The 26,023-nt window shown below is 70.6% G+C and carries 23 protein-coding genes; 10 read left to right on the forward strand and 13 right to left on the reverse strand.

What is annotated here, in order from left to right; genetic code table 11:
• Nucleotides 1-43: 43 nt before the first annotated feature.
• The gene (locus F0L68_RS08110) at nucleotides 44-3,919 is read right to left on the reverse strand and encodes a fibronectin type III domain-containing protein (RefSeq protein WP_223198594.1); all 3,876 of its coding nucleotides are present in this window, start codon (nucleotides 3,917-3,919) and stop codon (nucleotides 44-46) included.
• Between the two features lie 274 nt (nucleotides 3,920-4,193).
• Complete coding sequence (locus F0L68_RS08115) at nucleotides 4,194-4,919, reverse strand: SDR family oxidoreductase (RefSeq protein ID WP_149848858.1); 726 nt, start codon at nucleotides 4,917-4,919, stop codon at nucleotides 4,194-4,196.
• A gap of 95 nt (nucleotides 4,920-5,014) precedes the next feature.
• On the opposite strand from F0L68_RS08115, the gene F0L68_RS08120 reads away from it, so the two are divergent.
• On the forward strand, nucleotides 5,015-5,611 hold the full coding sequence (locus F0L68_RS08120) for a TetR family transcriptional regulator (protein ID WP_149848859.1): 597 nt from the start codon (nucleotides 5,015-5,017) through the stop codon (nucleotides 5,609-5,611).
• A gap of 20 nt (nucleotides 5,612-5,631) precedes the next feature.
• Here F0L68_RS08120 and F0L68_RS08125 read toward each other — a convergent pair whose 3' ends face one another.
• Genes F0L68_RS08125 through F0L68_RS08165 form a run of 9 tightly spaced genes read right to left on the reverse strand, consistent with a single transcriptional unit; the run spans nucleotide 5,632 to nucleotide 11,234 of the window.
• The gene (locus tag F0L68_RS08125) at nucleotides 5,632-6,012 is read right to left on the reverse strand and encodes a holo-ACP synthase (RefSeq protein WP_149848860.1); all 381 of its coding nucleotides are present in this window, start codon (nucleotides 6,010-6,012) and stop codon (nucleotides 5,632-5,634) included.
• A gap of 9 nt (nucleotides 6,013-6,021) precedes the next feature.
• A complete protein-coding gene (locus tag F0L68_RS08130; RefSeq protein WP_149848861.1) occupies nucleotides 6,022-6,822 on the reverse strand; it encodes a hypothetical protein in 801 nt (266 codons plus the stop codon).
• The gene (locus tag F0L68_RS08135; RefSeq protein WP_149848862.1) at nucleotides 6,819-7,094 is read right to left on the reverse strand and encodes an acyl carrier protein; all 276 of its coding nucleotides are present in this window, start codon (nucleotides 7,092-7,094) and stop codon (nucleotides 6,819-6,821) included. The genes F0L68_RS08130 and F0L68_RS08135 overlap by 4 nt, the downstream gene beginning before the upstream one ends.
• Nucleotides 7,087-8,049: a 3-oxoacyl-[acyl-carrier-protein] synthase III C-terminal domain-containing protein gene (locus F0L68_RS08140; protein ID WP_188316457.1), complete on the reverse strand. Its 963-nt coding sequence runs from the start codon at nucleotides 8,047-8,049 to the stop codon at nucleotides 7,087-7,089. The genes F0L68_RS08135 and F0L68_RS08140 overlap by 8 nt, the downstream gene beginning before the upstream one ends.
• Nucleotides 8,049-8,867 carry an SAM-dependent methyltransferase gene (locus F0L68_RS08145; RefSeq protein ID WP_149848863.1) on the reverse strand — a complete coding sequence of 273 codons (819 nt, stop codon included), beginning with the start codon at nucleotides 8,865-8,867 and terminating at the stop codon, nucleotides 8,049-8,051. Before F0L68_RS08145 ends, F0L68_RS08140 begins: the two co-directional genes overlap by 1 nt.
• A 2-nt stretch (nucleotides 8,868-8,869) precedes the next feature.
• Nucleotides 8,870-9,115, reverse strand: a complete 246-nt coding sequence (locus tag F0L68_RS08150) for an acyl carrier protein (RefSeq protein WP_149848864.1) — start codon at nucleotides 9,113-9,115, stop codon at nucleotides 8,870-8,872.
• 9 nt (nucleotides 9,116-9,124) lie between these two features.
• Entirely contained in the window at nucleotides 9,125-9,526 is a 402-nt protein-coding gene (locus tag F0L68_RS08155) for a holo-ACP synthase (RefSeq protein WP_149848865.1), read from the reverse strand.
• Nucleotides 9,523-10,362, reverse strand: a complete 840-nt coding sequence (locus F0L68_RS08160) for a class-II aminoacyl-tRNA synthetase family protein (RefSeq protein WP_149848866.1) — start codon at nucleotides 10,360-10,362, stop codon at nucleotides 9,523-9,525. The genes F0L68_RS08155 and F0L68_RS08160 overlap by 4 nt, the downstream gene beginning before the upstream one ends.
• On the reverse strand, nucleotides 10,359-11,234 hold the full coding sequence (locus tag F0L68_RS08165; RefSeq protein ID WP_149848867.1) for a diiron oxygenase: 876 nt from the start codon (nucleotides 11,232-11,234) through the stop codon (nucleotides 10,359-10,361). The genes F0L68_RS08160 and F0L68_RS08165 overlap by 4 nt, the downstream gene beginning before the upstream one ends.
• A 474-nt stretch (nucleotides 11,235-11,708) precedes the next feature.
• Here F0L68_RS08165 and F0L68_RS08170 point away from each other — a divergent pair, with 474 nt between their 5' ends.
• From F0L68_RS08170 to F0L68_RS08185, 4 genes are read left to right on the forward strand one after another with little or no spacing between them, the layout of a single operon-like run.
• The gene (locus F0L68_RS08170) at nucleotides 11,709-13,451 is read left to right on the forward strand and encodes a condensation domain-containing protein (RefSeq protein ID WP_149848868.1); all 1,743 of its coding nucleotides are present in this window, start codon (nucleotides 11,709-11,711) and stop codon (nucleotides 13,449-13,451) included.
• Nucleotides 13,448-14,692: an MFS transporter gene (locus F0L68_RS08175; protein WP_149848869.1), complete on the forward strand. Its 1,245-nt coding sequence runs from the start codon at nucleotides 13,448-13,450 to the stop codon at nucleotides 14,690-14,692. The genes F0L68_RS08170 and F0L68_RS08175 overlap by 4 nt, the downstream gene beginning before the upstream one ends.
• A 29-nt stretch (nucleotides 14,693-14,721) precedes the next feature.
• Nucleotides 14,722-15,825: a LuxR C-terminal-related transcriptional regulator gene (locus tag F0L68_RS08180; RefSeq protein WP_223198595.1), complete on the forward strand. Its 1,104-nt coding sequence runs from the start codon at nucleotides 14,722-14,724 to the stop codon at nucleotides 15,823-15,825.
• Nucleotides 15,826-15,873: 48 nt separating this feature from the next.
• Complete coding sequence (locus F0L68_RS08185) at nucleotides 15,874-17,145, forward strand: glycoside hydrolase family 18 protein (RefSeq protein WP_149848870.1); 1,272 nt, start codon at nucleotides 15,874-15,876, stop codon at nucleotides 17,143-17,145.
• A 66-nt stretch (nucleotides 17,146-17,211) separates the two neighbouring features.
• On the opposite strand, the gene F0L68_RS08190 is transcribed toward F0L68_RS08185, so the two are convergent.
• Together F0L68_RS08190 and F0L68_RS08195 are read right to left on the reverse strand one after the other, a co-directional pair.
• Nucleotides 17,212-18,354, reverse strand: coding sequence for a tetratricopeptide repeat protein (locus tag F0L68_RS08190; RefSeq protein ID WP_149848871.1), 1,143 nt, complete (start codon nucleotides 18,352-18,354; stop codon nucleotides 17,212-17,214).
• Between the two features lie 46 nt (nucleotides 18,355-18,400).
• Nucleotides 18,401-19,081: an endonuclease V gene (locus tag F0L68_RS08195; RefSeq protein ID WP_149848872.1), complete on the reverse strand. Its 681-nt coding sequence runs from the start codon at nucleotides 19,079-19,081 to the stop codon at nucleotides 18,401-18,403.
• 95 nt (nucleotides 19,082-19,176) lie between these two features.
• Between F0L68_RS08195 and F0L68_RS08200 the strand changes: the two genes are divergently transcribed.
• The 5 genes from F0L68_RS08200 to F0L68_RS08220 all read left to right on the forward strand — a co-directional run bounded on the left by F0L68_RS08200 (nucleotide 19,177) and on the right by F0L68_RS08220 (nucleotide 25,843).
• The gene (locus F0L68_RS08200) at nucleotides 19,177-19,584 is read left to right on the forward strand and encodes an MmcQ/YjbR family DNA-binding protein (protein ID WP_149848873.1); all 408 of its coding nucleotides are present in this window, start codon (nucleotides 19,177-19,179) and stop codon (nucleotides 19,582-19,584) included.
• Nucleotides 19,585-19,615: 31 nt separating this feature from the next.
• Nucleotides 19,616-20,206: a helix-turn-helix domain-containing protein gene (locus F0L68_RS08205; RefSeq protein ID WP_149848874.1), complete on the forward strand. Its 591-nt coding sequence runs from the start codon at nucleotides 19,616-19,618 to the stop codon at nucleotides 20,204-20,206.
• A gap of 111 nt (nucleotides 20,207-20,317) precedes the next feature.
• Nucleotides 20,318-21,736 (forward strand): 3' terminal RNA ribose 2'-O-methyltransferase Hen1, encoded by a 1,419-nt coding sequence (locus F0L68_RS08210; RefSeq protein ID WP_149848875.1) that lies wholly within the window; start codon nucleotides 20,318-20,320, stop codon nucleotides 21,734-21,736.
• On the forward strand, nucleotides 21,733-24,276 hold the full coding sequence (locus tag F0L68_RS08215; protein ID WP_149848876.1) for a polynucleotide kinase-phosphatase: 2,544 nt from the start codon (nucleotides 21,733-21,735) through the stop codon (nucleotides 24,274-24,276). The genes F0L68_RS08210 and F0L68_RS08215 overlap by 4 nt, the downstream gene beginning before the upstream one ends.
• A 133-nt stretch (nucleotides 24,277-24,409) precedes the next feature.
• Nucleotides 24,410-25,843 carry an alpha/beta hydrolase family protein gene (locus tag F0L68_RS08220; protein ID WP_149848877.1) on the forward strand — a complete coding sequence of 478 codons (1,434 nt, stop codon included), beginning with the start codon at nucleotides 24,410-24,412 and terminating at the stop codon, nucleotides 25,841-25,843.
• The last annotated feature ends 180 nt before the right edge of the window (nucleotides 25,844-26,023 follow it).

A 26,023-nucleotide genomic window follows, 5' to 3' on the forward strand; every position in this document is an offset into this window, starting at 1 on the left:
GCCGGCCACCCGTCCGCATTCGGGTGGCCGGCGGCGCGGGCGGTCAGGCCGCCCGCATGGGTGACACCCGAGGCACGGCGCCGTTGATGGTGACGTCGTCGTAGAGCGTGTAGGTCGCGTCTCCCGGGCTGTTCTCGTCGTGGCTGACCAGGGTCAGCGTGTAGGAGTGGCCTGCGGTCACCGCCGCTGTCACGGGCTTCCAGCCGGCGCCGTTGGTGCAGGTCTTGGCCAGCGGCGCCGTGGTGACTCCGGTGGTGTTGTCCTTCAGCTTCGCCGTGGCCCAGTCGTACCTGACCTCGTCGGGGCAGGTAATGCTGTAGTAGAAGGAGAGTTGCGTCGCCCCGGCAGGCACGGTGAAGGTCTGCTTCACCGTGGAGTCCCCGTTGGTCGGGGACTTGGCGCCGAGCATGGCCGCGTGGGTGCCGCTGTGCGGGCCCGCCGTGGTGATGTTCGTGGTGCCGGTGCGGGTCCAGCCGGTGAAGTCGCCGGATTCGAAGCCGCCGTTGGTGATCGCGCCGGTCGGCGAGGTGGTGGTGCCGGTGGCCGAGGCGCTGTGCGCGGACTCGTTGCCGGCGCTGTCAACGGCGGTGACGGTGTGGGTGTGCGTGCTGCCGGCGGCGAGGCCCGTGATGGTCGCGGAGGTCGTCGTGGGTGTGGCGACGACCGTGCCGCCCTCGTAGACCTTGTAGGACGCCGCCGGGTCGGCGTTGTTGTTCTCCGTCCAGGACAGGCCGAGAGAGGTGTCGGTGCTGCCGGTGACGGTCAGGCCGCTCGGCACGGCGGGTGCCGTCGCCCCGCCGGAGGTCGTGCCGGTGGCCGACGCGCTCTGTGCCGACTCCGCGCCGGCCGCGTCGACCGCGGCCACGGTGTAGGTGTGGGTGCTGCCGGCCGCGAGGCCGCCGATGCTGGCCGAGGTGCCCGTCGGAGTGGCGACGACCGTGCCGCCCTCGTAGACCTTGTAGGAGGCCGCGGGGTCGGCGTTGTTGTTCTCGGTCCAGGACAGGTCGATGCTGGAGTTCGTCGCGCCGGTCACGGTCAGGCCGCTCGGCACGGCAGGGGTCGGCGTGCCGCCGCCTGCCACGACGTCGACCTTCGCCACGTTGTTGCCGGACACGCTGATCACCGGGGTGGCGCCGGCCAGATCGGCGGACCGGTAGCCGACGCTGAGCGTCTGCGACTCGCCCGGCCACAGCGTGACGTCGTTGTCGTCCCACAGGGCCGAGGCGACCTGGTTGTCACCGGGCAGCTCCGCGCCGCCGCCGGTGCCGCGCCGCAGGTCCGCCCGCAGGAAGAAGCCGACGGTCGGCGTGCTGGAGGTGTTGGTGACGGTCACCTTGGCGACCCGGTCAGCGCCGTTCGAGCCTGGCTGCGCCGAGGACGTCGCCGTCGCGGAGATCTTGGCCTGTGCCAACGAATTGAGCCCGCTGAGGTCGGCGTACTGCGTCATCGTCGCCTGCGGCTGACCCAGCGTGGACGTCCAGTTCACCACGTCCTGCTTGGTGGACTGCCAGTACACGTTGCGGTCGACGACGGTCCCGTTCTGCTTGAGCAGCAGCTCGACGAAGTACACGTTGCCCGGCGCGCTGGAGGGCACCTTGGCGGACAGCACGGACGTCCTGACCTGCTGGCCGGCCAGGCTGATGCCGCTGGCGGTCTGGTCGTCGAGCACCGCGCCATTGGTGTTGTAGACCTTGGACTCCACCGAGAGCCCGGACTGCGTCGCGCTGCCGAGGTTGTCCAGCACGACGGTGTTGTTGTCCTGGGCCAGGATCGCGTGCAGCGTCTCGTTCGCCTTCTTCGCGCCGAAGAAGCTGCCGGCCTGGTCGCCGTCGCTGTTGAACAGGGTCCACAGCAGCGAGGGCCAGCCCTTGTTCGCCTGCCAGTAGATGGTGCCGGTCGCCGGCGTCGGCTGGTTGGTGGAGTGCGCGAGGAACGCCTCGAACTGCGACCTGGTGTTCTCGTAGTTCTGTAGCTGGGCTTCCTGCACGTAGCTCGCCAGGTCGTGCCACTTGCCGTAGCGGTTGGTCAGCGCCTGGTCGAAGACGAACAGCGTGCCGAACTTGTAGCCGCCGTGGCCCGACTCGTAGTTCGCGTGGTACTGGTTGAAGCTCGGGTTCTGCCAGAGGTTGGCCTGGTCGGACGGCGACAGGAACCGGTTGATCGAGTCCAGCGTCGGGATGGTGTCGCCCGCGCTCTGCTCGCTGTCCAGGCCCCACGACCCGCCCGCATTGGTGCGGGTGGAGTCGCCGCTGCTGAAGTGGCTGGTGTCGTACCAGTAGCTCGGCGGCACGTAGTCGTACGGGCCCTCCTTCTCGCCGGACGGGCCGAGCGACTGGCCGCTGTTGTACTCGGCGGACGCGACGAACGGCACGTCGAAGTCGGCCTGCTGGAACGCCTGCAACGACACGCTTTCCTGCTGCGCGCCCGGCGCGTTGTCGCTCCAGCTCAGGGTGATCACGCTGGGGTGGTTGCGCTCGTGCTGGCCGATGGTCAGCGCGGACAGCTTCATGACGTTCAGGTCGGCCTGCGACGGCGTCCCGGACGGCTCCCACGCGTCGCAGCACTGGAACCCGGCGTCGACCATGATGCCGGCCGCGTCCAGCTGCTGGTAGAGGTCATCCGGCGCGAAGTGCCCTTCGAGCCGGACGGTGTTGAGGCCGAGGTTCTTCAGGAGCGCGATCTGCCGCGCGGCGTCGGCCGAGGAGTAGCGCAGGAACATGTCGGAGGCGAAGCCGCCGCCGCGCAGCACAAACGGCACGCCGTTGACCGAGTACTGGCGCACACCGTCGGGGGCCGCGGCCGACTTGCCGATCAGGCTGGTGCCGACCGTGCGGATGCCGAACGTCTCGTGCGTGCTGTTGCCGGACGCGCCACCGACGGAAGTGTCCAATGTGTACAGTGGCTGCGCGCCCATCTGGTACGGCCACCACACCTTGGGCTGCGAGATCGTCAACGAGGGGAACGCGCTCGGCGAGAACGTCACGGTCTGCGTCGCGTGCGCGGCGACGGTCACGCTCTGCTGCACCGTGATCGGTGATCCGCCGCCCGAAGGCGGGGTCACCGTCGCGACCACCGTGCCGGTCTGGCTGCTGGCGGTGGAGTTGGTGACGTCGGTCTTCACCGTCAACGCCGAGCTGCTCAGGTTGGCCGCGGTGTCCTGCACCACGTGCGCGTTGCCGACCGACAGCGCGTCGGAGACCTGGAGCTGGATCGGGAACTGGATGCCGGTGTTGTTGTCCGGCGGGATCTGGCTCCAGTCCACGTTGTCCACCGTGAGCATCGTGGTGGGATCGTTCGGGTAGACCTCGACGGCCAGCGAGTTCGTGCCGGACGTGAGCAGGCTGGTGACGTCGAAGGTGAACCTGGTGTACGCGCCGGTGACGGTCGCGTTGGTGGCCACCTCGTGACCGTTGACCCACACGTCGGCCTTGCCGACCACGCCGTTGACGATCAGCGAGGCGGCCTGGCCGGCAGTCAGGTTCGGGGTGAAGTCGGTGCGGTACCACCACGGCACGCTGAACTGCGGCACGGTGACCGGCCCGACCTTGCCCGTGTAGCCGAAGCACGTCTTCATGTTGTCGGCGAAGAACACGTTGGGGCACTTGCCGTTCTGCAACAGGGCCGCGATCTCGGTGCCGGGCGCGCCCGCGTCGTCCGGCGCGACCGACAGCCAGCCCGAGGTGTTGAACCCCGGCGCGGAGATCTTCGCGCCGCCCTGGGTCGCGGTCGAACTGGTCAGCACCGACCAGCCGCCGGCGCCGACCGTGGTCAGCCCGCGCGCCGCGCCGGCCGGCGCGATCGGCTGGGCCACCGCGGCGGTGCCGGTCGAGACCAGTGTGGTGGGTATGCCCAGTGCCGCCAACACGACCAGAGCCAGCCCGGAGGCGAAGCCAAGGCGCATCCCTCTTGTTCGCTTCATCTGTCACTTCCCGCCTGCGGCTCGCGCAGCTAGTCGGACGTGCTGTCGGACAGTGCAGCCACTGCTTGGCTATTTAGTTAGGAAAGGTTCTTATCTAATCGCGACGCCGAAAGCTTGGCCCCGTCGTCCCGACCTGTCAAGAGGGTGCCCGGCGCGCGCAAAGGGCCGGGCCAGGAGACGAAGTCCTGGTCCGGCCCGGTTTCCGCCGAGATGTCCCGTCCGGTCGCGACGAGGTGGGTCGCACGGTGTGTCTGATCGCGCTCGGCACTCTCGGTCAGCTCGTGGTGAGGATGTAGCCTCCGTCGACGGTGAGCACGGTGCCGGTGACGAAACCGTTCTGCATCAGGTACAGGTTCGTCGCGGCGATCTGGTCTGCCTCGCCGACCGCCTTGGTGAGCGTTCGTTCGGTGAACGCGGCGACCATCGCGTCACGGTGCGGCTCCGGAATGCCGTCCCACATCGGCGTGCGGATCGGGCCAGGTCGAACCACGTTGACGCGGATCGGGGCCAGATCGACGGCCAGTCCACGTGCCAAGCCCTCGATGGCGCCGACGGCGCCGGCCGCCAGCGCCGCGCCTGGTGTCGGGCGAACGCCGACGATCCCCGACGTCAGCACGATCGAACCGCCCGGCCTGATCCGGGGCGCCGCGTGCTTGACCGCGGCGACCACGCCCCAGAAGCGGACGTCGAACAGGTGTCGGGCCTCATCCAGCGGCAGGTCGGTCAACGGCCGCTGATCCAGCGCGTCGCCCGCCGTGTACACGAGGTGCTCCAGCGGGCCGACGCGGTCGAACAGGGCGGCGACGGCGGCTTCGTCGCGTGCGTCGGTGACGATCCCGTCGCAGGTGTCGGGCAGTTCGGCCAGGGCTGCGTCCAATCGCCCCCGCAGACTCGACGCGATCGTGACAGACGCGCCTGCCGCCGCCGCGGCCTTGGCCGTCGCCAGCCCCATGCCCGAACTGCCGCCGATGATGACGACGCGCTGGCCTGCCAAGGACATTGTCCAACCTCCGGGAGTAGAACCGCTCTGATGACTCATTGAGACATCACCGTAGCAGTGATGTCTCAATGAGTCATCACTGCTAGGATCGCCTCATGCCTCGGTGGGATCCCAGAGCCAGGGACCGGCTCCGCGCTGCCGCGCTGGAACTGTTCGTGGAGCACGGCTACGACAACGCCACCGTCACCCAGATCACCGAGCGCGCCGGCCTGACCCGGCGCACGTTCTCCCGCTACTTCACCGACAAGCGCGATGTGCTGTTCGCCGGATCCGAACAGCTCCCCGCCGCCATGTCCGACGCCGTTCGGCGCGCCGACGCCACACTCCCGCCCTTTCTGGCCCTACTGGCCGCGCTGGTCGACACCGGCGAACTGTTCGTCGACCTGGTTCCGCACGCCGCCCAGCGACGCGCGGTCATCGCCTCCAGCTCTGAACTGCGGGAACGCGAGCGAACCAAGCTGGCGGCCGTCGCCGAAGCGCTGGCCGAAGCGCTGCGGGAACGAGGCGCCACCGCATCGGCGGCGACGCTACTCGCGCAGGTCGGCATCGCCGTCTTCCTGGCCGCGTTCGAGCGGTGGACCGACCAGCCCGAACACACCGACTTCGCCTCGCGCGTCCGTGAGGCCGCGACCGAGCTCGCCGCCAGCCTGGCTCCTGTCGCCGGACTCGCCACGATGCCCGAACATTCCTAGTTCCCTTGTGAGGACAGGCTTTAGGAGCTCTGGGACACTCCCACGGCCAGCGCCAGCACGAGATCTCCCTTGTGCGTGATCGACACCCGCACCTCGGCCACGCCGAGCGCGGCGGCTCGTTCCGCCGCCGCGCCGGCCAGCTCGACCACCGGCGCACCGGTGGCCGAGCGCCGGATGGCGACCTGGCAGGGCCGAACCCCGCAGGCCGCACCGGAACCGATCGCCTTGAGCACCGCCTCCTTGCCGGCGAACCGCCCGGCCAGGAACTCGCGGCGACGGTCGGGGCCGAACGCGTCCGCCACGGCGAGTTCGGTCTCGTCGTAGACGTAGGCGCGAAACCACGGCCGCAGCACCAGCCGGTCCAGCTCGCCCAGCCGCAGCAGGTCGACCCCGATCCACATCCCCGGCCCCTACCCGCCCGCCGTCCCGAACATGGCGACGTGGCTGCGGCCGGTTCGGGGATCGGTGTCGCACAACAGGATCCGCCGATGCCGCTGCCGCCAGGCGGACCAGTGCTCGGCGAGGGCCAGCCACACGCTGGTGCAGTACGAGCCGGGCGCCACCTGGTGCACGGCAGGGCCGTCGGGTAGTTCGGCGCGGTCGGCCCACGGGCCGAGCACCACCAGGGTGTCCTGGTCGTTCGCGTGCGCGCCGACCGCCGCCCCGACCGAGGAGCCCGCCGTCACGGCCGTGACCGAGGGGCCGTCGCCGGCCCCGAACACCAGCGCCACCCCCGAATCCACCAGCGGGGTGTCCCCGCCCAAGGAGAACGGCGTCGCCAGCGTGGTCTGCTCCAGCACCGCGATCACCGCCTCCCCGCAGCGGCCGGCGCGGTGGAACGCCGCCGCGATGCGGAGCGCGGTGAACGGCGCGGCCAGTCCCTGCGAGGCCACCGCGAAACTCGTGGCCGTGGCACCGAGGCGTTTGCTCAGATAGGGGGCGACCGCGGTGAACGGCAGCACGTCGGGCAGGGCGTGCGCCACGATGACGAGCTGCGGCGCGCTGCCGAGGACGACCTCGTCCTCGGTCAACCGGTCGGTGAGATCGCGGTGCGAGACGCCCGCGCCCGAGGCGAGCAGGTCCTCGTTCACCTTCTCGCCGAAGGGTTCGACGAGGTCGCGGAGGAAGTCGAGGGCGGCGGGATCGGCACGGTAGCCCGATCCCTGCGGTGCGCGCACGGCGCTGGCCCCGCGCAGCGCCAGCCCGGTCATCGGCCGGCCTCCGGTGTACCGGCGGCCTGCCGGGACTCGACGTAGTCCGCGAACGACCGCACCGACTTGAGATGGTCCATGTCGAGGTCCTCCGGGTCGACGGTGATGCCGGTCGCGTCCTCGACCAGCATCAGCAGTTCCAGGATCGAGGACGAGTCCAACCGCAGGTCCTCGAAGAGCCGGGTGTCCTCGGTGAGTTCGGGGACCTCCCGCTCCATGACGTCGCCGAGCGCGCCACCGATGGCCGCCACTACCGCGGCCCGGTCACCCATGGTCCCCGCCCCCGCCGCGGTGCGTGATCACCATCGCCCCGAACGTCGCGCCGAGGCCGACCGAGACCAGCACGTAGCGGCCGCCGTCGACGAGCCGCCCGGCCTCGCGCAGCGTCGTGTAGTTGAGGAACACGTCCGAGGCGAAGCAGTGGCTGAGCCTGCCGATGTTGTCCAGGAAGAACTTCTCCGGCGCGGCGTCCAGCGCCTTGATCGTCTGCCGCCACGCCAACATGTTGACGTTGTGCGGGATCACGAGGTCGATGTCGTCGAACGTCAGCCCGGCCTCGGCGACCGCCGCGAGGATCACCTCGGCCAGCCTCGACCCGTATAGCTCGCCGAACTCATGGTTCTCCTCGGGGCTCAGCCGCAGCCATTCCGCGTACTCGCCAAGGGTTCTGGTCACGAAGGCGTGCACGACGTCGCCGTCGCCGTCGAGGGTGACCAGGCACGCCGAGGAGGCGTCGGCCATGATGGAGGTGTTCGGGATCAGCTGCACGACGGGGGAGAAGGCCCGTTCCCCGGTGACCATCAGCGCGTACGCGCCCTCGGTTCCCTCCGCTCGCAACAGCTCGGCGGCGACGTCGATCGCGCCGAGGCTGCTGACGCAGGCCTGGTGGCTGAGCCCGAACGCCTCCGTGTCGGCGAGCCCGAGGTCCTCGCGCAGCACCTGGGCGACGTCGACGTCGGCCGGCGCGACCGCCTGCGTGGTGTGCGCGAACACGAGGTAGTCCACCCTGCGGCCGGCCGGCAGCGCGGCCAACGCCTCCCTGGCCGCCGGCCGCAGCAGGTCGAACAGATCGAGGTCCGGGTCGAAGCGAAGCGTGTTGAGGCCGTAGAACTTGCGGAACACGCCGAGCTCGGCGCGGCGCAACCCGAGGCGTTCCCCCAGCTCCTCGATGCGCACGCTGCGCTCGGGCAGGAAGGACGCGATCCGCTCCAGCGTCGTGGCCGGCATCAGTGGCCGACGATCTCGGCGCGGATCAGCCAGAGCCGGTTGGCCCCGCGCCGATTCCTTGACTGCACCTCGTAGGGCCAGCGGCCCTCGCCGACCCCTGGCTGGCCCGGCTCCCGCAGCTCCCGGACCTTCCATCCGTTGGCGGCGAGGAACTCCTCCGGCTCGTCGGTGCCGAAGATCCACGGCGTTCCGTCGGCCCGCAGGGTGTCCAGGAACGTCCTGGAGAACGGGCTGCGCAGCAGCGCGCGACCGAGAATGTCCAGCGCCAGCCTGCTACCCGGCGCCGAAGCGCCGCCCAGCGTGCCGAGCAGTCCGGCGGCCTGCTCCTCGGTGAGGAAGAACGTCAGCGCCTCGGCGACCCACAGCGTCGGGCGGCTCGGGTCGAAGCCGGCCTTTTCGAGGTCCGGCAACCATTCCCGAGTCAGGTCGGCCGGCACCGCCCTGCGGTCCACCTTCGGCCGCGCGCCGAGCGCGGCGAGCCTGCGGTCCTTCTCCGCGAGCAGCGCGCCGTGGTCGACCTCGTAGACGACGGTGCCCTCCGGCCAGTCCAGCCGGAACGCCCTGGTGTCCATGCCGGCCGCGATCAGCACCACCTGCGCGATCCCGTTGTCCAGCTCGGCGATGCTGTCGTCGAGGAACTTCGTGCGGATGGTGATGAACGGCAGCAGCCCGCCGCCCTCGTACCGGTCGATGAGCTCGAAGCCGCGCGGCACCGCGAGGTCGCGGGCCAGCGGGTCGACGAACAGCGCGTCGTCCCGCTCCGACTCGATGGCGCGCGCCGCCGCCATCCACTGCGCCGTGTACGACACCGGTTCCATGATCAGGACTCCCCTCGGGCGAAGAAGGCCCGCTCGATCGCGGCGACGGTCTGGAAGTCCTCGAGGTCGATGCTGTCGAAGTCGATCTCGGCGCCGCTGGCGTCCTCGATGACGTAGACGAGTTCGACGAACGACAGCGAGTCGACTAGGCGGCTGTCCAGCAGCCGCACGTCCTCGGCGAGCTCGGTGCGTTCGGGGTGCCGTCCGAGAATCCAGTCCCGGACCTTCTCGATACCTGCCGAAGCCATTGTCTCTCCTCAGAGTTCGGCGATGTGCGCGGCGGAGACCGCGACCGCGATGGCGTATGCCTCGTCGTGGGTGATGCTGATGTCGATGCGCTCGATGCCGGCCAGCTCAGCGAGCCGGGCGGCCCGCCCGCTGAGCCGGACCTCGGGCCAGCCGCCCGCGCTCTTGAGGATCTCCGTGGCGAGCCAGGGGACCGGTTGCCCTGCGGCGTGGAAGAGCTTGAAGACGGCCTCCTTGGCGGCCAGCCGCCCGGCGATGCCGGAGGGGTCGAGGCCGTCGGGCGTGCGCGAGACGCTCAGTTCCGCCGCGGAGAGCAGGCGGTGCAGCGCGGCGCCGTCGCCGTCCACGATCAGCCCGTGCACGCGGCTGAGCGGGACGACGTCGATCCCGATGCGGCCGGGCCGCAGCGTCACGGGGCCTGGTGGTCGGCGGCCCGCACCAGGTCCAGCGCCGCGACGAGGTCCCCGTCGTGCAGGTCGGTGAGCACGGTGAGCCAGCGTTCGAGGCCGAAGGCGACGCAGCTGGTGTACGCGTGTTCCTCGCTGGCCAGCCGGATGTCGCAGCGCTCGCCGAAGAAGTTCCGGTGCGTGTTCACCGACGCGATGGCAAGGTCGCCGTGCTGGAACTCGTGCTTGACCGGGCTGAGCCGTTGCAACAGCGCCCTGGCCCCGTCGTCCTGGAAGAACGGGTCGATGGCGGCGACCTTGTCCAGGGGAAGGGAGATCGCCTCGGCGAACTCCTGGATTCGGGCGCCGAAACGCGCGATCACCTCCTGGGTGTGCTCGAAGGAGCCGAGCGCGACGATCTCCCGCATCTGGAAGCTCGCCAGCCGCCGCAGGCCGCCGTAGCGCTCCTCGTTGCGGAAACAGCGGTTCACCAGCGTCACCAGGGTGTCCTGGTCCACGTGCGAACCCTCGTAGTACAGGTAGGCGCCGTAGCAGGTCGCGTGCGGGAGTCCGTACCGCGCGTCCTGGAGGTCCGCCGAGCCGAAGCGCCCGTCGAGCGGCTTGCCGGTGCCGTTGGTCAGTTCCAGCGGGCCGGACACCAGCGCCAGCTGCGGGAAGTTGGTGTAGACGTCGAACTTCTCCAGGTCCGCCACGGGATACAGCGGCGGCACGCTGATCTCGCGCGCGCCGGCCGCGACACCCCAGCCGGTGAAGATCCTGTCGAGTTCCCGCACCAGCGCGGTCTCGTCGGGGCCGAGCAGCGCCAACGCCGGCGACCCGTCAACTCCGGTCAGTCGGTTCATCGCACGATTCCCGTCTTCTCCAGGTACTTCAGTGTCTTGCGGAAGACGCGACGCTCGGCCTCGGCCCTGGTCGGGGCGTCCAGCAGGGCGCGCCGCAGTTCGAGCGGCCGGTCGATGCCGGCGTCGCGGTAGGCCTGCGGGTTGAACAGCGACTCGAAGCTGTAGGCCATGTAGCGCCGCAGGTACGAGGAGATGTCGAGCAGTTCCTGGTCGGTCGCGGTGCGCCGGACGTCGTCGAAGATGTGCTCGACCAGCTCCCGGCCGAACGCGATGTGCCTTGACTCGTCCTGATGGTGGATCCGGTTGATGGCCCGGATGGTCTCGTGCAGCTGCTCGTCCAGCGCCATCCTGGAGTTGTAGTGGTCGACCAGTTCCTCGAAGATCAGGATCCTGGCGAACACGAGCAGGCTCTCCACCCTTGGCGAGGGCGCCGAGGGAATCGCGACACCTCCGCCGGGCTGGCGATAGATCCGTCCGGCGTAACGCAGGCAGAACTCGGCGAAGAACCACATGTGCTCGTTCTCCTCACCGATGAAGTGGTGGAAGAACTCCGACGGCGTCTCGAAGCCGGTCGTGTGGATGCGTCGAACCACTTCGATGAGCAACTCGCGTATGCCGTGCACATTGAGGCTGTAGAAGTTGATACTTTCGTATCTGGACAACGCGAACAGCTGTTCCTGGCTCAGCGTCGCCGCCGCTTCGCTACCGTGCGTGGTGGTGAGCTCGGGGCTCATCCACCACATGTCGTCCGGCAGGCTGGCCGGCCATTCGAAAAGTCGGTACGGGTTGTAGTAGTCGTCTATTGACTTTGACGTGAGCCGGTCCAGGATGCCGCGGAATCGGTCGTCCTGGTCGATGAGGTCGCTGACCATGACAGAGCTGGCCTCCGTTCGCCTCGGGCGATGCGCCGGGTCCAGCGAGGGTCTCGGCTGGCTGGCGGCTGGCTACCCAGCGCAACGGTAGGGCGGTGTTCGAGGGCGTTTCAATGTCCGCAACCGGCCTGGCCGTGACCGGTCAGTCGACCGACAGTGGACCCTCGAAAAATCATCACTGTGATCTGCGTCACAATATTCTTTGATAAGTGGTCTGGTCCAGTACGACTGACATTGTGTCTCGGCCAATGCAGACGCTCTGGGGTCTTCGGCAGGGTCAAGCGCACGACGGGCTGAATCCGCGTACGTGAGCCGTGGTTCGGCTGCGCCGATGAGTGCGCTGTGCCCATTCGTCGTCCTCGAACGCAATCGACCCTGCCTGCCACGTCACGTCGGACGCGGACGGCGGAAAATCGCTGGCGGCCGCGCCACCCGGCATTCCTGGGAGCTCGCCAACACACCTGAGGTGAGAACATGCCACAACTCATCGCACCCTTCACCGGACAACAACAGCGAACGGGTCGGCTTGCCTTCGGGCACGCGAATATCCTGCGCGCCATCACCGTCGACGACGATCCGACGCACCTCAACCTGGCAATGGTGTTCAGAACGCCGGAGGCGTCGCTGGACCGGGTCGTCGGCCTCGTCGGCGCGCTGCTCGAACGGCACGAGTCGCTGCGCACCACCTACCGCCTCGAAACCGTGGTGACGCAACAGGTCGCGGCCGACGGCGCGCTGCCGATCGAGGTGATCGAGGCGGCCGACGACCCGCTCGACACGGCGGAAAGCACCGCCCGCCGCTACCGCGCCACGCGCTTCGACCTGGAGAGCGAGCTGCCGTTGCGCGTCGCGATCGTGACGGCGGGCGGCGCGCCGCGTCACCTCGTCTGGGTGGTCAGCCACGTGGCCATGGACGTGGCCAGCTGCGAACTGCTGCTGCGCGAGTGGACCGCGCTCGCGGCCGGCGACGAGCTGCCCCCGTCGACCGCGCTGCAACCCCTCGACGTCGTCGAACTGGAGCGGACGCCCGCCATCCAACGGCTCGGGCAGGCCGCCGAGCGGTACTGGGCAACGCAGCTGCGCAGGGTGCCGCAGGCCATGTTCACCCTGTCGGCCAAGGACAACCCACCCAAAACCGACTGGCTGCACCCCGGCCTGAGCGTCCGGTCGACGGCCGCGCCCGCGCACCTCGCCGCCATCGCCGAACGGACCGGCGCGAGCGGTTCCACGATCGTGCTCGCCGCCGTGAAGGCGTTGGTCGCGCACCGAACCGGCCACGAAACGTGCGTCACCACGTCGTTGTCCGGCAACCGCGTGCTGCGCCAACTCCGCGACTTCTTCGGCTCCCTCGCCCAGGACGCGCTGCTCGCCGTGCCCGTTCCCGACACCTTCGACGACCTGGTCCGCGCCGTCCGCTCGGCGGGAGTGCCCGCCTACCGGCACAGCTGGTTCGACCCGATGGCGATCTGGCGGGTGATCAACGGGGTCAGCGACGAACGCGGCATCGCCTTCGCGCGGGATCTGGTGTTCAACGACATGAGCGCGTTCGCCGGCACCGCCGTGGCCGCGCCGGAACGGTCCGCCCGCACCCGCCTGCCCGCGGTGTGGGTGCCAGGAGCCAACGAGCTGGTGGCCAACGACACCGAGCCCGGCGCGAGCCTCACCTGGCAGCCGGCCGAGAACATCCCCTGCCGCTTCGTCACCTGCCTGTACCGGCTGGACGACGAGGTCGAGTTGACGCTGTGGGTCGACCCGCAGGTGCTGTCCCGCGACGAGGTCGCCGAGTTCGGCCGCGCCCTGCTTCGCCTGCTGCGGGTCGCCGCCGACGGCGACCTGCCGCTCAAGGAGCTGCCGTCGCTCACCACGCTGGCGCAGGTCGACCGGGGCGCAGGCTGGTTCCTGGCCGACTCGTGCTGGATCGAGCTGGACGCCGTGCGCGACCTGGTCGCCGGCGTGCTCGGCGACCAGCCGCACCTGGTGGCGGCCGTGCCGGACGAGCAGCTCGGCACCAGGCTGGTCTGCTACGTCGCCGGCCCGGTCGCCGCGGCGCAGCTGCACCGCCGGTGCCTGGACGTGCTGTGGGGCAGGGTCACCGCGCTGGCCCCGCACACCTACGTCAGCTGTGACGGCGCGCCGGGCGACCCGGCGGATCCCGACGCGTGGGCCGCCCTGCCGGTCCTCGCCGAGATCGACGGCAGGGGCGGTGCGGACACATGACCCACGACACCGAAACCGCGGCGGGCGAACGGTCCCCGCGCGAGCCGGCCGGAAGTTCCCTGTGGTCGAACAACTTCCGCCTCTACCTCGGCGCGCGCACCGCCTCCCTGCTCGGCGACGCCATGCTGCCCGTCGCCCTCTCCGTCGGCGTGCTGGCCGCGGGCTACGGTGTCGGCGGCGTCGGCTACGCGCTCGGCGCGTGGATGGCCGCGCTCGCGCTCTGCATGCTGTTCGGCGGAGTCCTCGCCGACCGCTTCTCGCCGCGCCGGATGATGGTGCTGGCCGATGTTGTCCGGCTCGTCGTGCAGAGCGCGATGGCGGTGGCGTTCGCCACGGGCGCGCCGTCGCTCGCGGAGATCATCGTCCTCCAGTTCCTCAGCGGCGTCGCCACCGCGTTGTTCCAGCCAGGCGTGGCGAGCATGGTGCCGCAGGTCGCCGGGGACGTGCAGCGCGCCAACGGGGTGCTGCGCATCGCCGAGGCCGCGGCAGGCGTCCTCGGGCCGGCCGTCGCGGGCGTACTGGTCAGCGCATCCGGCCCGGCCACCGTCTTCGCGATCTACGCGGGGACCTACGGGATCAGCGCGGTGTGCCTGCTGGCGCTGCGCCTCGCTCCCGTGGCCGAAGCCGTTGCCGGCGAGTCGTTCTGGCGCCAGCTGGTGGAGGGCTGGCGGGAGTTCGCGGCCCGCAGCTGGCTGTGGGGCGTCATCGCGATCCATCTCGTCTACGGCTGCTTCGTGGCAGGCGTGTCGCTGCCCGTCGGCGCTCAACTCGTCGTCGGCGACTACGGCTCGACCACGCTGGGGATCGGCATGGCGGCCTTCGGCGCAGGGGGAGTGCTCGGCGGCGCGTGGGCCATGCGGGCCAGGCCGTTGCGGCCGTTGGCCTCCGGCGCGATCGGCTGGGCGCTGTTCGCGCTGTACCCGATCACCCCGGCGCTCAAGCCGCCGGTGCTGCTGCTCGTGCTCGGCTGGTGCCTGGCCGGCATCGGCCTCGCCTACTGGGGCGTGCTGTGGTCCACGACCGTGCAGACCCAGATCCCGGCGGACCTGCTGAACCGGGTTTACGCCTACGACGTCTCGGGTTCCCTGGTGGCGCTGGTGCTCGGCCGCACCCTGGCCGGCCCGCTCGCCGCGATCGACGGCGAACGGCCGCTGATGATCCTGGCGACGGTCCTCGGCCTCGTCTGCACCGGCCTGCTGCTGGCGGTGCCGGCCATAAGAAGGCTGCGCCGGGTGAACTGATCGGCCGTAGTCGAGGGGAAGGACAGGTCATGGGGGTCGCGATGCAGAACGAGCTGGACGAGTTACGCGGGGTCGGTGGGGTGCGGGACGGGGCCGCATTTCTGGAGGAGCCGCCGCCGTTCTCCGCCGAGGTGGACGAGTTCGTCATCCTGGTCTACGAAAGGATCCTGGCCCGCCCCGGCAGCGCGCTGTCGGCGATCGCCGTCGACCTGCGCGCGTCGAGGATCGACGTCAGGCGCGCGTTGGACCTGTTGCGCGGCCTCAGACTGGTCAAGGATGCCACCGGGAACGGCGAGGAGATCCTCGCCGTGAGCCCCGAGGCGGCGCAGGTGGAACTCCTGCTCCCGCTCGAAAGGGCCATCCACGACAACCGCAGCCAGCTGGCCGCTGGCCGACGCCAGCTGATGTCCTTTGTGGACGCGTTCAACCGGACGCAGCACGCCAAGCCGAGGCAGGAGACGATCGTGCTCTCCACGCACGCGAGGGAAACCGAGCTGCGGCTGGTCGAGGCGGCGCACCGCTGCACCTCGGAGGTGCTGATGGTGCAGCCGTGCATCGCGCAGGAGGCACAGGAGGCCAGGTACGCGCGCCCGCTCCTGCTCGACGCGCTCCAGCGCGGTGCCCGCGCGCGGGTGCTGTACCCGCACGCCGGCCGCGCCGACACCGTGACCCGCTCCTACCTGCGGGACGTGACGTTCGCCGGCGGCGAGGTGCGCACCTCCAACGAGATCTTCGACAGCTTCATCGTCTTCGGCCGCGACGTGGCCTTCATCCCGGCCGGCGTCGGCGACGGGAACGACCCGACCGTCGCCGTCGTGTACGAGCCGGTGATCGCGCACTTCCTGTCCAGGATCTTCGACCGCGTCTGGCAGTCCGCGATGGGCTTCGACCCGAGCGAGGCCGGCTACAGCGGCGCGCTGGACGAGGTGAAGTCCACCATCCTCGACCTGCTCGCGTCCGGTCTCAAGGACGAGGTGATCGCGCGCAGGGTCGGCATGTCCGAGCGCACGCTGCGCCGGCACATCTCGGCCATCATGCAGGACCTGGCCGCCGACAGCCGGTTCCAGGCCGGTGTCGCCGCGGCGCAGGCGGACCTGGTCGGCTCGGCCATTCCGTCGCCACGAGACCGGTGACAGTCGCCGCCAAGTAGAGACCTGTCGCTCCAGAAAGGTGCCCTGCCCATGAGACTCAAGTGGTGTCGCACGAGAACAACGTCAGCGGCGGGTGTCGCGATCGCCCTGGCGCTGGCGCTGCTCCCGGCGAGTGCCGGCGCGGACCCCAACGACGCCAACGATTCCGCAGCCAACGACTCGGCAGCCGACGTCGCGTCGGCCCGCCAACCGGTGCTGGAGGCGTTCTGGGGCGGTTCGCCCAAGGCCGACCAGCTGCCGTGGGAGATGATCAACTCGATCAGCTACTTCTTCGCGTCCCCTGACGGCGGGCGGTGCAGCGAACCCGACGCGCGGCAGCGCGGTGACGTCGCCAGCCTCGAAGCGGTGAAGCGCGCCCACCCCGGCCTCACCGTGCTCGTCTCGATCGGCGGTTGGGGCGCGGCGGGTTTCAGCGCGGACGCCGCGACCGCCGACAGCCGCAGGACGTTCGTCTCCTCGTGCGTGGACCGGTGGATGAGCGCGTTCCCCAAGGGCCTGGTCGACGGCTTCGACATCGACTGGGAGTTCCCGGTGTCCGGTGGCCTGCCGAGCATCGGCTCGTCCCCGGCCGACCGGGAGAACCTGAACCTGCTGCTCGGTGAGTTCCGCACGCAACTGGAACGACACGCGCACGCCGCAGGCCTGTCGTCGAAGTCCGCCACGCTGTCCATCGACATCCCGGCAGGCCGGATCCAGGACGACGGCACCGGAAAGGCCGGCGCGCCCTACGACGCGGCGCACAGCTACGACCTGCGGACCGTCGGCAGACTGGTGGACAGGTTCAACCTGATGACGTATGACCTGTGCACCGGCTACTCCAAGGTCTCCTGCTTCAACGACCCGTTGGTCAAGCGCCCAGGCGACCCCAACGACCGGTACAACAACAACGTCGGCGCGGTCGACTACATGGAGGCACACGGCGTGCCCGCGAACAAGATCGTCCTCGGTGTGCCGTTCTACGGGAGGTCCTTCACCGTCACCTCGGCGGACAACGGCGGGCTGTACCAGCCGTTCACGTCGATGGACTTCCTCGACTACAAGGTGTTGGTCGGCCCGCAGTGGGCCGGCAACCCCGACGTCCAGCAGGGCTGGGACCCCGTCGTCCGGTCGCCCTACCTGTGGAACCCGAGGACCATGACGTGGGTCAGCTACGAGAATCCACGCTCGATCCTGGACCGTTCGCTGTTCGCCAAGGACCGCCGCCTCGCCGGCATGATGATGTGGGAGGTCGGCGCCGACGACCCGCAGCACAGCCTGCTCACCGCGATGACCGCACCCTGGTTGACCGGCGACCGACGCTGAGCACCACGTGTCTCCGCCCGACCGCCGTCCGGCCGTCGGGCGGGGACGCGGAGCGGTCCGGCCGGGTCAGTCGGTCGCCGCGCGTTCCGCCTCGGCGAGCGCGGCGCGACTGCGGGCCGTGTCGGGGTGCTCGGCGCCGAGCACCCGGGTCCGCGCGTACAGCACGGCCCGGTGTGCGGCAACGGACTCGGCAGCTCTGCCCTGACGCGCAAGCAGGTCCGCCAGCTCGAACCTGCTCCGCAGGGTGTGCCGATGGTCCTCGCCGAGGAGGTCGCGGTATTGCGCCAGCACCTCCTCGTGCCGACGTGTGGCCTCTTCCAATAGCCCGCGTCCCGCCGCGACCCTGGCTAGCCCGAACCGACAGCCGAGCAGGCGCACTCGTGTCGTGTCGGCAGCCAGCACCGCCTGGAACTCCCGTTCGGCCTCGGCCGGCCTGCCGGCCTCGACGAAGGCGTCGCCGAGCCTGCGGTGAACGGACATCCTCAAGGAGTGGCTGGACCCGGTGTGCCCGGCGATCTCGGTCAGGATCGCGATCGCCTCCTCGGCCCGGCCGCTGTCGACGAGCAGACCGGCGAGCGAACAGCGGGACCGCAACGTGAACGAGGCCAGCGCGCCCGATCGCTCGGTGCACTCGTCGATCAGTGCGCGCAACTGGGCTTCCGCCGCACCCGTGTCGCCGAGCTCGGCGCGGATGTGCGCGCGCAGCTGCCGGGCCGCGCAGGCGAGCCCCTGCTGCGCGGTCGACGCGGGATCGCTGTGTTGCAGCACCAGTTCCGCGTGCCGGTCCGCCACCGCGTGGCACCCCATGGTGGTCAGCACACCGGTCATGGCGACGCGTGCCGAGATCGTCGCGGTATCCCGCTCGGTGAGGCCGGTCACGCAGTCGGCGAGCACCGTCTCGAGTTCGCGTTCGGCCTCGACCAGCCTGCCAGCCTCGAATGCCGCGGCCGCCGCGAACACACGGAACAGAAGCGTCTCGGAGTGCTCGGGGCCGCGCGTCATGGTCAGAGTCGAGATGATGCCCCTGGCCAGGGTCTCGGCCTCCGCCCACTGGCCCGATTCGGTCAGCTCGCGCAGCTTTCCGGACCGCTGAACCGGGGCCGCCGGCCGCCGCCTCGCACCTCGCCTGCCGAGGGACCACGACACGACGGCGCCGACGCCGGCCGCGACCAACCACACCCAGCCGGGCACGAACCCCGGAAACCCCAACGTGAACTCCCTGTCCAACTCTCGTGTAACCGTGTTCCTCGGCGATTCAGGACGTCGGCGCGCGTAAGGCCTGCCGGCCGAGGTGGTCGGCCAGCCGGATCGGCTCGGCGAGTCGGTAGCGCGGGCTGAGCCGAAGCGTCCACGCGCACGCCTCGGCCAAGTCGAGGCCGTGGCCGACGGACACGAACACCGGCCTGATCCCGTCCTGGGTGCGCAGCACCCGGCCGACCTCCTCGCCGTTGTCCACCAACGGACTGCTCGCCCCGCGCTCCTGCCCCGGCGCCTCGAACGGGTTCATGGCCGTCTTGCCGATCCCGATGCTCGGCAGCCCGGTCACCACCCCGACATGGCAGGCGAGCCCGAAGCGGCGCGGGTGTGCGACACCCTGGCCGTCGCACACCACCAGGTCGGGCAGGGTCGTCAGCATCTCCAGTGCCTCGACCAGCGGCGGCAGCTCCCGGAAGGCGAACAACCCTGGCACGTAGGGGAAAACGGCTTCGCCGAACGCGACGACCTGCTCCACCACGGCGAGCGTGTCCGCGTCCAGCACGACCACGGCGGCGGCCAGCCGGTCGGAGCCCTCGGCATAGGACACGTCCAGCCCGGCGACGGTGCGGATCGGGCCCGTGCCGAGATCGGCGGCGCGCACCAGCGGGCGCAGCCGTTCTTGGATGGCCGCAGCCTCGTCGACCGAGTGCGGCCACTCGTGCGGCACCGTCACACGCATGCTTCCCTCGAGATCGATCGTTCCAACGGCGTCCGCGCAACGATAGTCGCCGCACAACTGCGCGTCTGACGCCTCGGCCGCCTAGAGTCGATACCGTGGCCACCTGGACCGATGTGCGTCGGATCGCCCTCGCGCTGCCGGCGTCGACCGAGCGGGCGACCAGCGGTGACGCCCAGTGGCGCGTCAAGGACACGCTGTTCGTGTGGGAACGACCGCTGCGCCGGTCGGACCTCGACGCGCTCGGCGACCGGGCGCCCGACGGGCCGATCCTCGCCGCCAGGGTCGCCGACCTCGGCGTGAAGGACGCGCTGATCGCCGACGACCCCGACGTCTTCTTCACTACACCGCACTTCGACGGCTATCCGGCGGTCCTGGTGCGCCTCGACCGGATCGAGGCCGCGGTGCTCGACGAGCTGATCGTCGACGCGTGGTTGGCCCGCGCGCCCAAACGACTGGCCAGGGAGTACCTCGCGAGCGCCGGCGGGAGTCCGGCGCCGAATTGACAAACCGCGTTGCCGGTTCTGCAATGGGCGCATGTCCGACGACCTGGCCACGGTGCTCGACGGGGTCGGCCCCAGGCTCCGCGCCCTGCGACAGCAGCGCGGCGCGACGCTGGCGGCGCTGTCCTCGGCCACCGGCATCTCGGTGAGCACGCTGTCCCGGCTGGAGTCCGGCGGCCGCCGGCCGACCCTGGAACTGTTGCTGCCGCTGGCAAAGGCGCATCGGGTCCCGCTGGACGAGCTCGTCGGCGCCCCACCGACCGGCGACCCGCGCGTGCACCCGCAGCCGTTCACCAGGGGCGACCAGACGATCATCCCGCTGACCCGGCAACCCGGCGGCCCGCAGGCGTTCAAGCACCTCATCGCGGCCGGTGGCAAGCGCAGTGAACCGGAGCCCAGGACGCACGAGGGCTACGAGTGGCTGTACGTGCTCAGCGGCAGGCTGCGGCTGGTGCTCGGCGAACACGACGTGGTGCTGAAGTCGGGCGAGGTCGCGGAGTTCGACACCAGGGTGCCGCACTGGTTCGGCAGCGCGGACTCGCGCGCGGTGGAGTTCCTCAGCCTGTTCGGCCCGCAGGGCGAACGCATGCACGTCAGGGCGCGCCCCCGCCAGAGCTCTGACTAGGCCGTGTCCCTATGGGCGCCTGGCCCGACGGCTGTTCGACGCGGTGCGGCCATCGGGTGAGGTGCCCTAATCGATTCGTGCCAGCTGGTCCGGACGGGTGATACTGCTCCGGTGTTGCTGACCGTCACGACGACCCACCGCCCCGCGACCGACCTCGGCTACCTGCTGCACAAGCATCCCGACCGCGCGCAGCGGTTCGACGTGACCACCGGTGTCGCGCACGTGGTGTACCCGGAGGCCGCCGAGGACAGGTGCACGGCGGCGCTGCTGCTCGAGGTCGACCCGATCGAGCTGGTGCGCGGCCGGCGCGGCTCGGCGGCGGAGGGATTCTCGTTGGGCCAGTACGTGAACGACCGTCCCTACGTCGCGTCCTCGCTGCTCGCGGTCGCGCTCGGCAAGGTGTTCGGCTCGGCGCTGAAGGGCCGCTGCGAGGCGCGCCAGGAACTCGCCGCGACGCCGATCCCGCTGGAGATCCACCTGCCGGTGCTGCCCTGCCGGGGCGGGTCGCCGCTCGCCGAGCGGCTGTTCGGGCCGCTCGGCTGGTCCGTGACGGCCCGACCGATCCCGCTCGACCCCGCCTTTCCCGACTGGGGCGACAGCCACTACTTGGACCTGCGGCTGGCCGGCACGCTGCGGCTGGCCGACGCGCTCACCCAGCTGTACGTGCTGTTGCCGGTGCTGGACGACGCGAAGCACTACTGGGTGTCCGTGGACGAGGTCGACAAGTTGATCAGGGCGGGTGGCGACTGGCTCGGCGCGCACCCCGACCGTGAGTTGATCACCACGCGTTACCTCGCGCACCAGCGCCGGTTCGCGGAGGAGGCGTTGTCCCGCCTCACCGAACTGGACGACCGTCCTGCCGAAGCGCCGGAGTCCGCCTCGGCCGGGCACGACGCGGCCGACGACCGGCTGCCCTCGCTGGCCGACCAGCGCCGCGCGGCCATCCTCGCCGAACTGCGCGCCTGCGACGCCCGCCGTGTGGTCGATCTCGGCTGTGGCGAGGGAAACCTGCTGCGCGCCCTGCTGACAGACCAGTTCGTCACCGAGATCGTCGGCGTGGACGCGGCCCCAAGGACGTTGGCGGTTGCGGCATCGCGGCTGCGGCTGGAGCAACTGCCCGAACGGCAGCGCGACCGGATCACGCTGCTGCACGGCTCGGCGACCTACGCCGACTCTCGGCTGACGGGGTACGACGCGGTCGTGCTGTCCGAGGTCGTTGAGCACGTGGACCCGCCTCGCCTGCCCGATCTCGCCTCGGCGGTGTTCGGCGCGGCGCGTCCGCGCACCGTCATCGTGACCACCCCCAACGTGGAGTACAACGTGCGCTGGCCGACCCTGCCATCGGGCGCGACCCGGCACCCGGACCACAGGTTCGAGTGGACCAGGACGGAGTTCGCCGACTGGGCCGAGCAGGTCTGCGCCGCGCACGGCTACGCGGCGCGGATCGAGCCGGTCGGCCCGGTCGACCCCGAGGTCGGCGCGCCGACCCAGCTCGCGGTGTTCAGCAGGGAAAGCGCGGTGACCCGATGAAGCTCGCCGTTCCCGAACTGAGCCTGGTCGCGCTCGTCGGCGTGTCCGGCTCGGGCAAGTCCACCTTCGCCAGCAGGCACTTCGCCGCGACACAGGTGCTGTCCTCGGACGCGTTTCGCGCCATGGTGTCCGACGACGAGAACGACCAGTCGGCCACGGCGGACGCGTTCGACGCGCTGTATTACGTGGCCGGCAAGCGACTGACGGCCGGCAGGCTGACCGTGGTCGACGCCACACACCTGCAGCGCGAGGACCGGGCCAAGCTGATCGCACTGGCGAAGGCACACGACGTGCTGCCGGTCGCCATCGTGCTCGACCTGCCCGAGAACGTCTGTGCCGGCAGGAACTCCGCCCACCGCGGCCTGCCCGCGCAGGTGTTGGCGCGGCAGCGGGACGCGTTGCGGCGGTCGCTGCGCCACCTCCAGAAGGAGGGCTTCCGCAAGGTGCACGTGCTGTCTACTGTGGACGATGTCGACTCGGCCGAGATCGTGTTCGAGAAGGCCTACAACGACAGGCGCGAGCTGACCGGCCCGTTCGACATCATCGGCGACGTGCACGGCTGCCGCTCCGAGCTGGAAACCCTGTTGGCCAGTCTCGGCTATCTGCTCGACCGCGACGCCGACGGCCGGGCGGTCGGCGCGCGTCACCCGCTCGGCCGGACCGCGGTGTTCGTCGGCGACCTGGTCGACCGAGGACCGGACACGCCCGGCGTGCTGCGGCTGGTGATGGGCATGGTCGCGGCCGGCACCGCGCTGTGCGTGTCGGGCAACCACGAGAACAAGCTGATCAGGGCGCTGGACGGCCGGCAGGTCACCGTGTCGCACGGCCTCGCCGAGTCCCTCGCGCAGCTGGCCGGCGAACCCGAGGAGTTCCGGGCCGCGGCGCGGGACTTCATGTACGGGTTGGTCAGCCACTACCGGCTCGACGGCGGGCGGCTGGTGGTCGCGCACGCCGGACTGAAGGAGGAATACCACGGCAGGGCCTCCGGCCGGGTGCGGTCGTTCTGCCTCTACGGCGAGACCACCGGCGAGACCGACGAGTACGGCCTGCCCGTGCGGCACCCTTGGGCCAACGAGTACCGGGGCGCGGCGAGCGTGGTGTACGGCCACACGCCGGTCAGCGAGACCGCCTGGGTGAACAACACGATCTGCCTCGACACGGGTTGCGTGTTCGGCGGCACGCTCACCGCGCTGCGCTGGCCGGAACGGGAACTGGTGTCGGTTCCGGCTGAGCGGGTGCACTACGAGCCGGTCCGCCCACTGGCCCCACCGGAGTCCCTTGCCCAGCACAGGAAGGCGGACCTGCTGCGGATCGAGGACGTGCTCGGCAGCAGGACTGTGGAGACCGGGATTCTGGGCAGGGTCAAGGTTCGGGAGGAGAACGCGGCAGGCGCGCTCGAGGTGATGAGCCGGTTCGCGATCGACCCGCACTGGCTGGTGTACCTACCGCCGACGATGGCGCCGTGCGCGACGGCGAGCGCGGAGGGGTTCCTGGAGCATCCAGCCGAGGCGTTCGCCGCCTACCGCGCCGACGGCGTGTCCGAGGTCGTGTGCGAGGAGAAGCACATGGGCTCGCGGGCCGTCGTGGTGCTGTGCCGGGACAACGAGGTGGCCAGGCGGCGGTTCGGCGTCGCCGACGACACCACCGGCGCGGTCTACACCCGCACCGGGCGGTCCTTCTTCGACGATCCGGCGCGGACCGAGCGGCTGCTCGACCGGGTGCGCCGCGCCGTCGACCGGGCCGGGCTGTGGGCGGAGCTGGCCACCGACTGGCTGGTGCTCGACGCGGAACTGCTGCCGTGGTCGGTCAAGGCAGGGGAACTGCTGCGCCGCCAGTACGCCCCGGTCGGCGCGGCGGCGCGCGCGGTGCTGCCGGCGGCCGTCTCGGTGCTGGAGCGGGCCGCCGACCGCGGTGTCGACGTGGCCGAGTTGGTTGCGCGCCAGCGGAACCGCGCGGTGCACGCCGAGGAGTTCACCGCGGCCTACGGGCGGTACTGCTGGCCGGTCGACGACCTCGACGGGGTGCGGCTCGCGCCGTTCCAGCTCCTGGCGGGGGAGGGCGCGTCCTATGCCGCGCGTGACCACGGCTGGCAGTTGGCCCTGCTCGACCGGTTGGTGGCCGCCGACCAGGACCTGATCCGCGCCACCACACGCGTGGTGGTCGACGTGCGGGACGAGGCGTCGGTGGCGGCGGGCACGGCGTGGTGGACGGACCTGACCGATGCCGGCGGCGAGGGCATGGTGGTCAAGCCGTTCGCCGGGTTCGCGCGCGGCCGGCACGGCGTCGTGCAGCCGGGCGTGAAGTGCCGTGGCCGGGAGTACCTGCGGATCATCTACGGGCCCGACTACACCGAGCCCGCGCACCTGTCCCGACTGCGGCAGCGCAACCTCGGCAGGAAGCGCTCGCTCGCGCTGCGCGAGTACGCCCTCGGTCTGGAGTCGCTGGCGCGCTTCGCCGCTGGTGAGCCGCTCTGGCGGATCCACGAGGCCGTGTTCGCCGTGCTGGCACTGGAGTCGGAACCGGTGGACCCCAGGCTGTGACGTGTCGGCGGTCCGCCGCCGGAACCTCAACCCTGGGGTTGACATCAACCCCAGGGTTGATCTTCCGGCAGCCAGGGTTGATCTTGACTCAAGCCGCTTGTTCAGTCGCATGTGGACAGACAATGATTGCGGCATGATCAAGTCCCTAGCCCCTGTCCTCGCGGTCGCCGTGGCGCTGCTGGCTTCCGCTGCGCCCTCGGCCGCGTCGGCGGAGCCACTCCGCCAGGCGGCAGGCGGCCTCACCACCGAGGAGGTGAGCTTCACCGACGGCGACCTGACTCTGCACGGCACGATCACCGCCGAGCCGGCGGCCCAGGGTCAACGGAGACCGGGCCTGGTGCTGGTCGGCGGTTCCGGTCCAGGGCCGAGAACGGACTATCTGCACGAGGCGGCGGCGTTCGCCCACGCGGGCATGGTGGTGCTGAGCTACGACAAGCGCACGGTCGGGTACTCCACCACGCACCGCGACTTCTCGGTGCTCGCCGACGACGCGCTCGCCGGGTTGCGGACCCTGCAGGCCAGGGCCGACGTGGAACCGACACGGATCGGATTGTGGGGGTTCAGCGAGGGCGGCTGGGTGGCCCCGCTGGCCGCGTCGCGATCGGCGGACGTCGGGTTCCTGGTGTTGGTGGGCGCCAACGGTTTCGCACCCGCGAGGCAACAGGGCTGGGAGCTCGCGAACTACCTGCGGCACAGCGGCGCGTCGGATTCGGTGGTGCGGGCGATGTCCTACACCGGCGTCCGGTTCGCGGCGGGCGCCGGGCTGTTCCCCGAGGCCAACTACGACCCGGTGCCGGTGCTGGAACGCGTGCACCAGCCCGTGCTGGCGCTGTGGGGCGGGCGGGACGTGCTGACGCCGCCGGAGGAGAGCCCGCCGATCATCCGGCAGGCGCTGGAGCGCGGCGGCAACACGCACTACACGATGCGGTTCTTTGCCGAGGGACGGCACAATCTGCACCGGTCGCCGGACGGCTTCGTCCGCACCGACGAACTCGTGCCCGGCTACGTCGACGCGGTCGGCGCGTGGGTCGGCGACCTCGCGAGCGGCCTGCCGCAGCCCAGCGTGGCCGACCTGCCGCACCAGGACAGCCGCACGGTCGAGTTACCGCCGCTGGCCTGGTACGAGTCGGTCCCCGTGCAGTTGGCCGCGTTGGCGCTGTTCCTCGTGGTCTTCGGCGGCTATCCGGTGGTGGCGCTGGTCCGACGGCTGCGTGGTCGGCGCGGGCAGCCGTCGGTGCGATGGCCGGCGCGGCTGCTGTCCGCGGCGGGCCTGGCGGTGACGGTCGGTTTCGCCGTGGTGTTCGTGCTCGTCAACGGCACGCTCTCGGCCGGTCCGGTGCTGGGCGGCCGGACGGTGCTGTGGCTCCTGCTACAGCTTCTCGTGCTGGTCGCCATCGGGTCGACCGTCGGCACGGCCATCGCGTTGTGGCGGCGCCGCGGGCGTGCCCAGCCGGGGAGTGCCCAGCTTGGGAGTGCCGAACCGGGCCGGGTTCGGCCGGCACTGCTGGTCGTCGCGGGTGTGGTGCTCGTGCCGTGGGCCGCGTACTGGGGATTGTTGAGTCCCTGACGGTTCACACCAGGAGACGGCCAGTTGGCCCCGAGCGGCGGTAGCCCCCGCCCCGATGCGCGGTTGGCGTAGTGTCGAATGAGCTGATCGGGTGTATCGCGACGCTACTGGCCACCGGCCGGCCCGGTGATGATTCACACTGGAGCCGTGACGCTCGGTGACTTTACTGCACTGTGCATT

The sequence above is a fragment of the Solihabitans fulvus genome (assembly GCF_008386585.1).
GTDB classification, from domain to species: Bacteria; Actinomycetota; Actinomycetes; order Mycobacteriales; family Pseudonocardiaceae; genus Solihabitans; species Solihabitans fulvus.